Origin of the sequence: Flavihumibacter solisilvae, assembly GCF_000814475.1 — a bacterium.
GTDB lineage: Bacteria > Bacteroidota > Bacteroidia > Chitinophagales > Chitinophagaceae > Flavihumibacter > Flavihumibacter solisilvae.
This window is the reverse complement of record NZ_JSVC01000027.1, coordinates 168,139-182,451: the sequence shown is the minus strand read 5'-3', so window position 1 is coordinate 182,451 and position 14,313 is coordinate 168,139. Positions and strand designations below refer to the sequence as shown.

At 48.1% G+C, this 14,313-nt stretch carries 7 protein-coding genes; 4 read left to right on the top strand and 3 right to left on the bottom strand.

All coding sequences use genetic code 11. The features are described 5' to 3' along the window. Positions 1–8: 8 nt before the first annotated feature. The 3 genes from OI18_RS20965 to OI18_RS20955 all read left to right on the top strand — a co-directional run bounded on the left by OI18_RS20965 (position 9) and on the right by OI18_RS20955 (position 8,238). The gene (locus OI18_RS20965; RefSeq protein ID WP_039143634.1) at positions 9–1,532 is read left to right on the top strand and encodes a RagB/SusD family nutrient uptake outer membrane protein; all 1,524 of its coding nucleotides are present in this window, start codon (positions 9–11) and stop codon (positions 1,530–1,532) included. Between the two features lie 71 nt (positions 1,533–1,603). Further along, on the top strand, positions 1,604–4,921 hold the full coding sequence (locus OI18_RS20960; protein ID WP_039143631.1) for a VCBS repeat-containing protein: 3,318 nt from the start codon (positions 1,604–1,606) through the stop codon (positions 4,919–4,921). Then, the gene (locus OI18_RS20955; protein ID WP_039143628.1) at positions 4,918–8,238 is read left to right on the top strand and encodes a VCBS repeat-containing protein; all 3,321 of its coding nucleotides are present in this window, start codon (positions 4,918–4,920) and stop codon (positions 8,236–8,238) included. The genes OI18_RS20960 and OI18_RS20955 overlap by 4 nt, the downstream gene beginning before the upstream one ends. Here the strand turns inward: OI18_RS20955 and OI18_RS20950 are convergent. From OI18_RS20950 to OI18_RS20940, 3 genes are read right to left on the bottom strand one after another with little or no spacing between them, the layout of a single operon-like run. Next, positions 8,213–9,106, bottom strand: coding sequence for a hypothetical protein (locus OI18_RS20950; RefSeq protein ID WP_039143625.1), 894 nt, complete (start codon positions 9,104–9,106; stop codon positions 8,213–8,215). The genes OI18_RS20955 and OI18_RS20950 overlap by 26 nt on opposite strands. Positions 9,107–9,127: 21 nt before the next feature. Beyond that, positions 9,128–11,203 carry a T9SS type B sorting domain-containing protein gene (locus OI18_RS24015; RefSeq protein WP_082038073.1) on the bottom strand — a complete coding sequence of 692 codons (2,076 nt, stop codon included), beginning with the start codon at positions 11,201–11,203 and terminating at the stop codon, positions 9,128–9,130. A gap of 41 nt (positions 11,204–11,244) precedes the next feature. Further along, positions 11,245–12,162, bottom strand: a complete 918-nt coding sequence (locus tag OI18_RS20940) for a GyrI-like domain-containing protein (protein WP_152616906.1) — start codon at positions 12,160–12,162, stop codon at positions 11,245–11,247. A gap of 91 nt (positions 12,163–12,253) precedes the next feature. Between OI18_RS20940 and OI18_RS20935 the strand changes: the two genes are divergently transcribed. Beyond that, positions 12,254–14,296: a kojibiose hydrolase gene (locus OI18_RS20935; RefSeq protein ID WP_039143619.1), complete on the top strand. Its 2,043-nt coding sequence runs from the start codon at positions 12,254–12,256 to the stop codon at positions 14,294–14,296. Positions 14,297–14,313: the final 17 nt, after the last annotated feature.

The following is a 14,313-nucleotide window of genomic DNA, read 5'->3' as shown; positions in this document are numbered from 1 at the left end:
CCAGCCATATGAATTGTAAATCAATCTTAACGGCAATAATTCTTTCATCCTTCCTATTCAGTTGTACAAAACTGGATGAGGATGTGGATTCCGCTATAACAGGCGACCAGGCTGACCAGTTGTTCGGCGGTGCAAACCCCGACGTATCTGCTCTGCTGGAAGGCGCCTATATTGCAATGCGTAACCCTTACCAGGATCAGTCACAGGTGTGGGCTGCCGGTCAGCATACTACCGACGAAACAATCGGACCAACAAGAGGTGGTGACTGGGACGATAACGGTGTATGGCGCGTACTGCACAGCCATCAGTGGGACGCTGACCATAGCTTCCTTGCAGATGCTTATCGTAACGTAGGTAGGGTGGTATTTGCTACTACCGACCTGTTGAAATTCAACCCGCCCGCTTCCCAGGCTTCACAGGCCCGCTACCTGCGCGCTTTTGCAAGCTTTACATGGCTCGACGGATGGGACCAGGTACCTTACAGGGAGCCAGGTGGTGACCTTGCCGACCTGCCACAGGTGAGAAAAGGTTCGGAAGCACTCGACTGGATCATCAGTGAGCTGACAGCAATCATCCCGGACCTTCCGGATGGACCTGCTTATCTCGCAAACAAGGATGCCGCAAGAACACTCCTCATGAAGTGTTACCTCAACAAAGGTGTTTATGCAAACCGCGCGAGCCCTTCTTTCGATGCAGCCGATATGCAACAGGTGATTACTTATGCCGACCAGATGATCAACAGCGGTAAATACCAGCTGCAGGCTAACTTTTACGATAACTTCGCGCCAACGAACGATGCGATCTCCAAAGAAAACATCTGGACTGGCGAAAACAGGGGTGGTTCCAGCAGCGGTAACGTACGTTTCTACTGGTTCTGTACACTGCACTACAACAACAACCCAAGCGGATGGAATGGTTTCACTACCCTCAGTGATTTCTATGACAAGTTTGAAGCAACCGATACCCGCAGGGGAGCAAGCTATACTGGTGTAACAAACGTATCAGGTATTCGCGTCGGTTTGCTGGAAGGCCAGCAATACGACCAGAATGGTGTAGCGCTGAAAGACAGGAAAAACAACCCGCTTGCGTTCACCCGCGAAGTAAAACTGAAAGAAACAGGTAACAACCTGGAGGTAACTGGTATCCGCGTTATTAAGTATCCGATCGATTATGGTTCCGGTGATAACGTGAACAACGACTTCGTTTACTTCCGTTATGCAGACGTACTGCTGATGAAAGCCGAAGCACTGCTGCGTACCAATGATGCTGCAGGTGCACTGACTCTCGTTAACCAGTTACGTACTATCCGTGGCGCTTCCACACTGGGCTCAGTTGACCTGAACCAGCTGCTCGATGAAAGAAGCCGCGAACTGTACTGGGAAGGTTGGAGAAGGAATGACCTGGTCCGCTTCGGAAAATTCCTCGACGCATGGCAGGAAAAAGGTGCTTCCGGCCCCGAAAGGCTGCTGTTCCCGATTCCAAACCGTTCGCTCGCAGCGAATCCGAACCTGGTTCAGAACCCCGGTTACTAATTCTTATTTCATGTATAAAAAAGAGGTCATTTGAATGAATGACCTCTTTTTGTTTGTAGATTGTTGACATTATGAGACGTGCTTCGCTTTTAGTTCTGCTGCCCTTGCTGCTTGCCGCCTGTTCACAAAAAGAGAAAGAGAAAACGATGTTCTCGCCGATGGACGACACCGGCATAGATTTTACCAACCAGGTTACCGATACAAAAGACTTCAACATCTTCAGCTACCGGAATTTTTACAACGGCGGCGGATGTGCTATCGGTGATCTCAATAACGACGGACTCGCTGATGTCTTTTTCACTGCCAACATGGGCAGTAACAAACTTTACATCAACAAAGGCGATTGGAAATTCGAAGATATCTCCGCAAAAGCCGGAATTGAAGAGTCCGGTAAATGGAGCACCGGTGTTGTGATGGTTGATATCAACAATGACTCCCTTCTCGACATCTATGTATGTAACGCCGGATACCAGAAAGGGATGCGCCAGGAAAACGCCCTCTTCATCAACAATGGCGACCTTACTTTCCGGGAAGCAGCCCGCGAGTATGGACTCGCCAACGACGGCTACACTACTCATGCCGCTTTTTTTGATTTTGATGCAGACGGTGATCTCGATTGTTATATTCTCAACAATAGCTTCATCCCGGTTAATACACTCAACTATTCAAATAAACGAGAACTCCGCGCTAAGGATTGGCCGGTTGCCGATTTCCTGAAAGGCGGTGGTTCATATCTCCTCAGGAATGATAATGGAAAATTTGTAGATGTAAGCGAACAGGCTGGCATCTATGGAAGCCTGATCAGTTTTGGCCTTGGTGTTACCGTGGGCGATGTGAACAACGATCAGTATCCCGACATTTATGTGTCAAACGATTTTTTTGAACGCGATTACCTGTACATCAACCAGAAGAACGGAACATTCCGGGAAGAACTCGAAAACTGGATGCAGCACATCAGTCATTCTTCGATGGGTGCTGATATGGCCGACATCAACAACGACGGGCAACCGGATATTTTTGTTACCGAAATGTTGCCCGACGATGAAACGCGCCTGAAAACAACCACCTCTTTCGAAAATATCGACGTGCAGCGCTTAAAGGAAAGGTCAGGGTTTTACCACCAGTACATGCAGAATACACTGCAGGTAAACAATGGCAACGGGAAATTCCTGGAAACTGCATTCTACAGTGGCGTCGCAGCATCTGATTGGAGCTGGGGCGGGCTCATCTTCGATGCAGACAATGATGGTTTCAATGACATTTACATTTGTAATGGGATTTATCGTGATGTTACCGACCAGGACTTCATTGATTTCTTTGCCAATGACATTATCCAGCAAATGGTGATGACCGGGAAAAAGGAAGAAGTAGACCAGATCATTGCAAAAATGCCTAGCAGGCCAATCCCAAATAAAATGTTCCACAACGATGGGTCGCTCAAATTTACTGACCAGGCAAAAGCCTGGGGTATGGCTGAGCCTTCCTTTTCAAATGGTGCAGCATACGGAGACCTCGACAACGACGGCGACCTTGACCTGGTGGTGAACAATGTAAACCAACCAGCCTTTGTATACCGCAACAATGCGCGCGAAGAGAATAAATTCAACTATATCGCATTCAACCTGCAGGGCAAGCAAAATAATCTCCATGCCATCGGTGCGAAAATTTTTGTCCACCAGGCAAACCAGGTCCTGATGCGCGAACTTGTTCCTACCCGCGGGTTTCAATCATCTGTAGAGTATAAAATAACCTTCGGCCTCGGTAAAAATGAAGCTGATTCAGTGGTAGTGATTTGGCCTGGCGGAATTACCGAGTCGTTCGGTAAACTCGCCATTAACAAGTTGCATACGATCAAAGAAGGAACCGGTAAACCTACGAACATTAAACCATCTACTGACGGTTCATCCCTTTTTGAACTTGCCAGGAACCAGCAGTTTGATAAACATGTTGAAGACGACTATGTCGATTTCTACAACGAAAGAAATATTCCCATCATGCTGTCCCGCGAAGGACCGAAAGCAACTGTTGCTGATGTGAATGCTGATGGTCTCGATGATATCTATATCGGCGGCGCAGCAAAGCAATCGGGGCAATTATACCTGCAGACAGCAAAAGGTTTCATCAAAAAAGAAAATGAGGTCTTCAAAAGATTTGCTGACCTGGAAGATGTTGCTGTGTTGTTCTTCGATGCCGACAAAGATGGAGATGCTGACTTATATATTGGTTCCGGTGGCAACAACCAGCAGGGAAGCATAAGGATGAATCACCGGTTGTATCTCAACGACGGAAAGGGCAATTTTACTTACGATGAAAATTCACTTCCCGCCAATAACGCAAATATCGCAGTTGCCGTAGCGCATGACGTTGACGATGATGGAGACCTGGATCTTTTTGTGGGTGCCCGCTCTGTGCCACTGAACTATGGCGTTACGCCAAAAAGCAACCTGCTTATCAATGACGGTCATGGCAATTTCCGCGACATGGCTTCCGTACTGAATCCTTCGCTTGCATCACTGGGCATGGTGACCGGTGCTGTATGGGCAAATGTAACCGGCGATAAAAGACCTGAGCTTGTGGTTGTCGGCGATTGGATGGGGCCGCGGATTTTCTCCTTTGCCTCCGGGAAAGCCAGCGAAATAAAAACCAATCTCAGTTCCATGAAAGGATGGTGGCAATCTGTTGCTGCTGCTGATCTGGACAAGGACGGTTATGATGACCTGGTGCTGGGTAACATGGGTGAGAATTTTTACCTCAGGCCGGATAGTACACACCCCGTAAAATTATGGATCAACGATTTTGATGGTAACGGGAACGTCGAAAAGGTTTTCACGAGGACAATCAACGATCGTGATGTACCCGTGTTCCTGAAGCGTGAACTGACCGACCAATTGCCATCACTGAAAAAACAAAACCTCCAGCACGCCCAGTATGCTTCGCGTTCCATCCAGGAACTTTTTTCTGAAGACAATATTGATCATGCCGCCACCCGTGAATATAATTATACTTCCTCCTGCGTTGCGTACGGAAGTAAGGAACCACATTTTGAAGTTGTTAAACTTCCGGTTCCCGTGCAGCTGTCATCAGTGAATGCAATTGCCATCACTGATGTAAATGGAGATAATAAGCCGGATGTCGTAATGGGCGGAAACGTCTTTGCACTCCAGCCGCAGTTCTGCCGGCTCGATGCCAGTTATGGTCACCTTATGTTGAATGAAGGCAATAGAAAGTTGGTATATACAAGCAACAAAACCAGCGGCATCCAGGTGTCCGGGGCAGTGAGGGACCTGGTTCCATTCCAGGCAGGTAAGCAAAAGCACGTGCTCGTGCTCCAGAATAATGACAGCGCTGTAGTTTACCGATACAATAATTCACCATTATCACGGCAATGATTTCCAGGATAGAAAGAGTTCTCGCAACCTGTTGCGTTATGCTCCTTGCGGGATGTCGCGAGGAAGCCAAAGACATGCAGTTTGAGTTGCTGGATAGTAATCGTACCGGGCTCCATTTTTCCAATGAGCTTACGCCAACCGCGCGTCTCAATATGTTCAAGTACATGTATTTCTATAATGGCGCAGGTGCAGCGGCCGGTGATTTCAATAATGATGGAAAGGTTGACCTGTTCTTTGCGAGCAACCAGGCACAGAATACACTTTACCTGAATGATGGGGACCTTCACTTTCGTGACATTACAAAAGAGGCACGCATTCCGGCAGACAGTGGCTGGTCAACCGGGGTTTCTGTTGTGGATATCAATAGCGATGGACTGCTGGATCTTTATGTTTGCCGGGTCGACCAGTTCGAAGGACTTAAAGGTGCCAACCAGTTGCTGGTATGTGATGGGATAAAGGACGGCATCCCCACATATACAGAGCGGTCAGCGGAATATGGATTGTCCTTTTCAGGCTTCAGCACACAGGCGGCTTTCCTGGATTATGATCTTGATGGTGACCTCGACATGTTCCTGATGAATCACTCTGTTCATCATAACGGAACATTCGGGAAACGCGAGAGGTTTATGGGAACTTACCATCCCTTATCCGGCGACAGGTTTTTCCGGAATGACAACGGGCAATATACGGATATTACAAAGGAGACCGGGATCAACAGCTCTGTCATTGGTTATGGACTTGGGATTGTGATCAGCGACATCAATATGGACGGGTATCCCGACATTTTTATCGGCAATGATTTCCACGAAAACGACTACCTCTATATAAACCAGCGTAACGGCACGTTCCGGGATGAAATGCAGGAACGAACCATGCACAGCTCGCAGTTCTCCATGGGTGTTGATGCCGGCGATATCAACAATGATGGCCTGCCTGAACTTGTGTCCATGGATATGTTGCCGGATGACCCGTATATTTTGAGACGTTCACTGGGAGAAGATGAATACAACCTCTTCAAAATGAAGATCGGTTACGGTTATGGTTACCAGTATGCGCGGAATAACTTCCAGCTCAACAGGGGTAATGCCATGTTCAGTGAAGTCGGATTGTATGCGGGTATATATGCCAGCGATTGGTCATGGGCACCGCTCTGGCTCGATTTTGATAATGATGGCTGGAAAGACCTCTTTATTTCCAACGGCATTCCGAGGCGGCTGAATGATATGGATTATGTGAACTACATCACCAATGATGAGTTACAGCAGAAGATCAGGGAGGCCAGGGTTACTAAAGAAGACATGACTGCCATTGATAAGTTCCCGCGGATAAAATTGCCAAACCGCTTTTTCCGGAATGATCGGAACGCACAGTTCAAGGACCTGGCTGCGAGTGTGGGAAATGATCAGAACACTTTTTCAAACGGTGCAGTATATGCGGATTTGGACAATGACGGTGACCTCGATCTTGTAGTAAACAACATCAGCGACCCTGTGATGCTGTACCGGAATACCGCAAACGATAAGGATTCGGCCACATACCTGGACATCAGGCTTAAGGGTCCGGAAAATAATATAAATGCTTCGGGTGCAACCGTATTTCTTTACAGTGGGACTGAAGTGCGGACTTATGAAAAGACGGCGGTGCATGGCTTCCAGTCGTCGATGGAAATCCCCTTGCACATCGGGCTTCGGAATACTTCCGTTGATTCGCTGATCCTGCTGTGGCCCGATCAGTCTGTACAAAAGATCAATTATTCACCCACGCAAAAACAAATCACCGTTCAATATTCGCCCGGCCTGCCAAAGGTTGATAAAAGCAAACTGCTGCCTGTACAGCATGAGGTTGCTGATTTCGAAAACGTAACGGCGCAGACCGGCCTGCAATACCTGCATAAGGAAAATAATTTCGTCGAGTTCAACCGGGAGCCCCTTGTTCCCCGGATGTTATCGACGGAAGGGCCAGCATTGGCAATTGCCGATATCAATGGCGATAAGCTCGACGATGTATTTGCCGGATCGGCACGGGGTTTCAGATCACAGGTCTTCCTGCAACAGCGCGGTGGAAAATTTGTTAGCCAACCGCAACCCGAACTCGCAGCAGATAGCAACTACGAAGATGTGGATGCATGCTGGGCAGATGTGAATGGTGATGGCTTTCCTGATTTGCTTGTCGCCAGTGGTGGTAATGAATATTACGGTCATGATTCAATGATGTTGCCAAGGTTGTACCTCAATGATGGCAAAGGGAAACTGACCAGGAAGAAGGATGCATTTTCCAACGTGTATTTGACCGGGTCATGCATTCTGCCGAATGATTTTACCGGTGATGGATATGTGGATCTCTTTGTCGGTGCACGTGCTGTTCCTTACGAATATGGCAAGATCCCTGAATCATATTTCCTGGTAAATGATGGGAAGGGAAAGTTCACGACCGAAAAATCAGTTGATGGTAAGATAGGCCTGGTGCGCGATGGCGAATGGACCGATATCGACAATGATGGCGATAAGGACCTTGTCCTGGCCCTGGAATGGGATGGCATCTGCGCAATGGTCAACAAGCAGGGACGCTTCACGAAAACAATGCTCACCGATAAAAAAGGATGGTGGAATTTTGTTTTACCCGTTGACGTCAACGGCGATGGCAAAATTGACCTTGTCGCAGGCAATATGGGTATGAACTGCAGGCTGAAAGCAAGTGAAGAAAGACCTGTGCGGTTGTATTACAATGACTTTGACGGAAACGGGAAGAAAGAACAGCTGGTTACCTATTACATTCACGGCGAGGAATTGCCATTCGCTAACAAAATGGAATTGGAGAAACAGATCCCCTTACTGAAAAAGAAATTCCTTTACGCCGGTGATTTCGCAAAAGCCAACCCAGAGCAGATCTTCGGCAAGGAAAAATTGGCTGCCTCCGAAGTCCGGACCGCAGATTATTTTCTCTCTTCTGTCCTGATCAACAAGGGAGAAAACAGGTTTGAAGTGCAGGCGCTTCCCTGGCAGGCCCAATTAACACCGTATATGCATGCAACTGCAACTGATATCAATGAAGACGGGTTTCCTGATCTTATCCTGGCAGGTAATTTTTATGAAAATAATGTCCAGATGGGCCGCAATGATGCGGACATGGGTACCGTGCTGGTGAACAATGGAAAAGGAAGCTTCAGGTATGAACCCACCGGATCGCTTTGTATCAAAGGCCAGGTCAGGAAAGTATTTCCAATCGGTATTGATGGAATGAAGAATACACTATGTATGATACGGAACAGCGACAGCCTTGCAGTTGTAAGGTTCAATAGTACGGGTAGTATACGTTGATGCGTACCCGCTGCGTGTCGGAGAACCCGTAACCAGGCGTAATAAATTTTTGATAAGGGATTGCCATATTGATGAGATTGCGATCAGTTTTGTACGCATCGAGAGCCTGGTAAACACTGTCGGCATCTCCATACTTACCCTCGAACTCAGCTTCAAGAAGGTTCTTCTTATATGGCATATGCTTCACCAGGATGCTGTCTGAAGGATGATCAGGCACATAGCTGCTGACCCCGATACTGGCAAAAAGCTGGATGGTTTCCCTGTTGATTCTTTCGGTATGAAAGATCCGGACGCCATTGTAAGTAATGTTGTTGGCTGCAGCAAAAGAAATCAGGTCATTAAAGATCTTCTTTGTTTCTTCCTGTTTGGATGTGGTCGGAACTGTGCGGGTCATGAAGATAAATGTCGTATCACTGACAAGTGTTTTCCGGATCCTGAATCCGTACATCCGCTCCGAATCTTCCATATATGCCTGTAGCTTGTTAAGCAATTGGCTCAGGTTATTTTTTGGTGGCCGTCCGGGGAACAGTTTTTCAGTGATGTGCCCCTTCATTTTCATCGTAACAATAGTAGTCAGTGGGTTTGATGCGTCGGGCGTCATCGTGATAACGATATGCCTTTTCCGGTCATTGGCGTCAGTTGCATACACATTAAGCGTGGCGGGATTGATGGGTGTCACTTTCAGTTTGTATTGCGTACTGTCTTCGTTATACCATTTTGCAAGTGACTTCGAGCTAAGGAATTGTTCCATTGTCTTGTCCATCGGGTACGACACCTTTACAGCATGGCTGATAGTTACCGGTATGTAGGAAATAACGAGGAAAGCGAGAATGAAAACTGCCACGGAAAAGACAATAGTTCGTTTCATAGGCAATAAATTTATTGCATTTTACCTAATCAGGGCAATTGTTCCTTTTTGGGTGAAACTGCGGCCGTCGAGTGATAACATTTCGAGCCGGTACACGAATGTTCCTGATGGCTGCGGGCTGTTATTCCAGTTGCCATCCCAGCCTTTTTTTATGTCGCTGGTTTCGAAGACCAGCTGCCCGAACCGGTTGAAAATGGAGAAACGGATAAGCCTGTTCTGGTTATTTTTGGGGATCCGGAACTGTTCGTTAATGCCGTCGCCATTTGGCGTAAACGCGTTGGGCATCAGGATCTCGAAAGCGCAGTCTTTGTAGATGACTATCGAATCCTTACCTGTTCCGCAATGGTTTTCCAATTCAAGTGTATATGTACCGGGTTCTGTGATCTTGATGGATGAAGCCTGCGAGCTGCTGTTATTCCAGGTATAGGTATCATAACCTTCCGGTCCGGAAATTACCAGGCTGTCGGTTTTGTTGAAACAGGTATCAGCACCCAGGTTCACCTGTGGTACGGTCGAAAAGGTAATATCATAAAAGGCAATGCTGTCGCAGCCGAAAGCTGTTGTATGATTTGTATAGTAAAGCCCGGACTGGCTCACCTGTTTAAAATCAGGGAGCTGGTAGGAGGGTTGGTTGCACAATTGGATCCTGCTGGTGTCTGATGGAATGTTGACACAGCAATTTGTTTCACAAACTGTGTTCGCCTTCCAGGGATAATCAGGTTTGTTCGGCCCGGTAAGCAGGTCTTCAAAAAGATTGCGTTGCGCGGGTGTATATCGCGGCGCTATATTCTCCTGCCTGAATTCTGGTGTAACATCCCTGGTCAGTAACTGCGAAGGCGTTTCCATGCAGGGTGCCACACCTTCCGCTTCTGTCTTGATGATACCGGAGTTGGCCACCTGTGTCCTGCCACTAAAAAAAAGCAGATAACCAGAGCGGTCGCGATATAAGGCAGAGCCCATTAAATTTCCGTTTATCCTGCTCATGGTACGGCTCCAGTCGGAATTCCCGCCCGACCGGTAAGCGCTGAGGCGACTGTATTCGCCATCTTCCGTGAACAGGATGAACCTGTTTTGTTCCGGTTCATATTGTGCATCGATGAGCCTGCAGCCAGGTTGTTCGTGGGTTATTCCCGTGGCCTGCCGGATCACCCCAAATTCATTGACTTCAAGATGCAGTGCACTTCTTACATTCGGCAGCAGGACAAATACAGTACTGTCTGAATAGCTGCTGAACAGTGAAATATTTCCGTTATCATGTTCCACAATGAAGGGCACGTTTTGTAATGAGGAAGGCCGGCTCACCGGTGCCGAATTAAAGTGATAAGCCCTGCTCCAGGCAAGGCTCCCGCCTTCTGGTCGCACGTTAAACAAGTAATAACCTGTTTTTGCGATCATCGAATGATCTTCCGTATCCTCCATGGAGCTGCCTGCTATCAGCACTTCCCCGTTTTTTCGCTGGAACATTTTTATGGAAGCAAAAGTCCTGTGTTCATCATAGAACTCGTTTGCCCACACTACGTTCAGGGCGTCATCCAGTTTGAACAGCAGGTTACGGGCATATCCTCTTCCATTTACGGTACCCGCAGCGAGGTAGCCGCCTTCTCTCAAAGCAAGCAGGCTGTTGATGGAAACGAAGTAGGAGGCAAATGCAGTCATGATCTTCCCGTTAACCATATTTCCGTATTTGTCCAGTTTCCACAACATTGCCGCTGAATAGAGTAATTCGACAACACCATCGTTCTGGCGCTTCCGGAGCATACTGAAGAAGCCGGAGACGAGAAGGCCACTGTCAGGCGTAGGCGCTACTGCATAAAAATAACCGTTATTGTAGCCGGCGATATTGTAGCGTTTGGCCCATAGTACCTGCCCCCTTGAAGAATATTTCGTGATCATGGGGTCACTCCAGAGGTCGCGGTGCTGGAGCGTATGACCCACCACAATTAATTCGGAGTTGTGCCTGATGGAGTTGTTATAATATGCCGCAAGATCACCTTCGAATTCCCGCGCATACACATCGGGCAGGCAGAATTGGCCGAACGTCACCTTTTCATGAAGGCAGAAGAGTAAAATAAACATGGTGAAAACGCGCCAATGCATGACCTGCAGCCAGTTTTGTAGTCATGTAATTTACTCAAACTTCAGAAAACGGGAAAGCATACCTTAAGCTGCACGGAGTCGTCTGGCTGGAACCCGTAGCCGGGCGAATGATACTCCTCGTAAGGAACGGAGGCGCCGACCAGCGAATAGTCTTTCTTGTATTGCTCCAGCGCCTTGTAAACTGCGGGAACGTTCCGGTATGGACCTGAATATTCAGCGACCAGCATATCCTTGCCGGCAGTGACGGGCTTCTTGATGATGCCTGCAGATGGTTTCGGTTCTGCTGTACTGTTCACCAGTATGCTTGCAAAAACCTGCACACTATCGGTGTTATAATGGCGGCTGTAAAGGATCCGCTTGCCGAAGTACCTGATCTTTTTCAGCCCGGCATACTGGATAAGGGAATCAAGCAGGATGCCCGCCTGGATGGAAGATTTCGTAGTGTCAGTGGAGGTAGTGATATATAAACTGCTGCTGTCGGAAATAGTTGTGCGGGCAATTGGGTAGCCGTAATACAGGCGTGTACTGTTCGTAAACCTTTCAAGATTCCGGATGCTGTTGCCCATGATGTCATCATGCGGATCCGGATCTATAAACTCTTTCCAGAGCGTGTTCACAACCGGCAGGGAAACTATACAGTTTTTACTGTTTGAAGGATCGCGCGAAACAACAACAGGGAATTGTTTTTTTGTTCCATCATATACAAGGGAAAAAGTGAGGTATCCCGGCATGGCATCAACAACCGAAACCATGTGTTCGGTTTGTGGTATGCCGTCGGTAGCGGGCAGGAACCATTTACTGATCTGCTGCGGCTGTTCCAGTTGCTCCATGGTCTTGTTCAGTGTAAACGGAACAAATGCCCTGGTCGTGAACGTTAGTGGTACAGAAACAGATACGAGCAATAAAAGGCTCAGCATGCCCAACATGAGAACGGATAAAAACTTTCTGCGCCTTAACATAAATCTTAAATTCTTGTGATCACTTGGTAAATTTATTAACCTATCCGGAATATAAGCACTTTGAGAATCCTCAACGGTTAAAAAAAGCCATATGATTAAACAATTCCTTTCCCTGCTGGCAATCCAACTTCTCTATGTTTCCATCGGCTTCAGCCAGTCGCCCGATCCATGGAAGATCCAGGTGAACAGTATAAACACTTCGGAATATTACGGCGTAACTGTTGCAAACGGCATGATCGGGATCGTATCATCTGCAGAGCCTTTCAAGGTGAAAGACGTGGTGCTTGCCGGCGCCTATGACCAGTACGGCCGCGGCCGGGTGAGCAATTTCCTCCGCAGCTTCAACCTGCTGAACATGACCCTCGACATTGACGGGAAAAGGCTCGATGCAAAGCAGGCTACCGGCTTCAAACAGTCGCTGAACATGAAGGAAGCATCTTTCACTGCTGAATTCGATTACACCGATAAAGCTACTGTTTCTTATACGTATTATTCACTCCGTCATCTGCCTTATACGGTATTGATGGACGTTAGTATCACGGCAAAGAAGGATATCCTCATAACTCCCGCCAGCGTGATGGAAGCACCTGACGCGCTCCGCGACGTACAGAATTACTACAACGAGATTGATCGCCCGCACGTAGTACTCAGCCTGCTTACCTCATCGGCAAAGAGCCCGACCGGCAAGCTGCAGCTCTGTGCTTCGAATACCTTTTTGTTTGAAGAACATCACGGCGAAGAGCCACGCGTGATCCATGAAATGTGGGACAATAACATGCACCTGCTGAAGTTTTCGAAAAAACTTAAGGCGGGTCAGTCGTACCGTTTTTCGATAGCGGGCTCTTCCATTACTTCTGCACATCATGATGATCCGCTTAACGAAGCAGAGCGGCTTACCATTTATGCGAGGCTCGAAGGCCGCGACAGGCTGCTGAATTTTCATAAGAAAGCGTGGGAGGAACTCTGGAAAAGCGATATTCTCATCGATGGCGATCTGCAGGCGCAACAGGATATTCACAGCATGATCTATCACCTCTATTCCTTTACCCGCGAAGGCACTGCCTTGTCGCCGTCGCCCATGGGCCTGAGTGGACTGGGATATAACGGTCACGTGTTCTGGGACACCGAACTGTGGATGTACCCTTCGCTATTGGTGCTGCAACCCGCCATTGCAAAGAGCATGGTGGAGTACCGGTTCAAAAGGCTGGAAGCGGCAAAACGCAATGCCTTTTCAAAGGGATTCAAGGGTGCCATGTTCCCCTGGGAAAGTGCCGAGTCAGGTGTGGAAGAAACACCGGTATGGGCGCTGAGCGGACCCTTCGAACATCATATTACCGCATGTGTCGGCATCGCTGCGTGGAACTATTACTGTGTGAGCCAGGACAAGCAATGGCTGCGCGAAAAGGGCTGGCCGATACTTTCCGAAACCGCGGACTTCTGGTGCAGCAGGGTGGAAAGGAACGCACCGGGTAAATATGATATTAACAATGTTGTCGCCGCCGATGAGTGGGCAGAGAATGTAAACAACAACGCCTTCACAAATGCAGCTGCAAAGGCCAACCTGAAATTCGCGACTGAAGCAGCGAAGCTGCTGGGCATACCCGCTTCGCCCGATTGGATGCATGTTGCGGATAATATTCCCATCCTGAAATTCCCGGATGGCGTTACCCGTGAACATGCCACGTATAATGGTGAAGGCATTAAACAGGCCGATGTGAACCTGCTGGCATACCCATTGCGTGAGATCACCGATCCCGCTGCGATCAGGAAGGACCTCGAGTATTATGAAAAGCGTGTTCCGCATGAAGGTACCCCGGCTATGACACAGGCCGTGTTCACTACATTGTATGCGCGCCTTGGTAACGCGGAAAAGGCTTATCACTGGTTTAAGGATTCCTACCTGCCAAACCTGAATCCGCCTTTCAGGGTAATTGCCGAAACGCGTGGCGGAACGAACCCGTATTTCGCAACCGGCGCAGGTGGAGTTGTGCAGAGTGTGCTGATGGGATTCGGTGGACTGGATATCACATCCAACGGTATCGTGCAGGTTAAATCGGTATTGCCGCCACAATGGAAGAAACTAACGTTAACGGGTGTGGGACCAGCGAAGAAAACCTATGAAGTAAAAAGGTGATAAGGTAAAGTCGTAAC

Bases quoted from the DNA above. Each gene is read 5' to 3' on its own strand.
- OI18_RS20940 (WP_152616906.1), bottom strand. From the start codon at position 12,162: ATGTTAAGGCGCAGAAAGTTTTTATCCGTTCTCATGTTGGGCATGCTG.
- OI18_RS20955 (WP_039143628.1), top strand. From the start codon at position 4,918: ATGATTTCCAGGATAGAAAGAGTTCTCGCAACCTGTTGCGTTATGCTC.
- OI18_RS20950 (WP_039143625.1), bottom strand. From the start codon at position 9,106: ATGAAACGAACTATTGTCTTTTCCGTGGCAGTTTTCATTCTCGCTTTC.
- OI18_RS20965 (WP_039143634.1), top strand. From the start codon at position 9: ATGAATTGTAAATCAATCTTAACGGCAATAATTCTTTCATCCTTCCTA.
- OI18_RS20935 (WP_039143619.1), top strand. From the start codon at position 12,254: ATGATTAAACAATTCCTTTCCCTGCTGGCAATCCAACTTCTCTATGTT.
- OI18_RS20960 (WP_039143631.1), top strand. From the start codon at position 1,604: ATGAGACGTGCTTCGCTTTTAGTTCTGCTGCCCTTGCTGCTTGCCGCC.
- OI18_RS24015 (WP_082038073.1), bottom strand. From the start codon at position 11,203: ATGCATTGGCGCGTTTTCACCATGTTTATTTTACTCTTCTGCCTTCAT.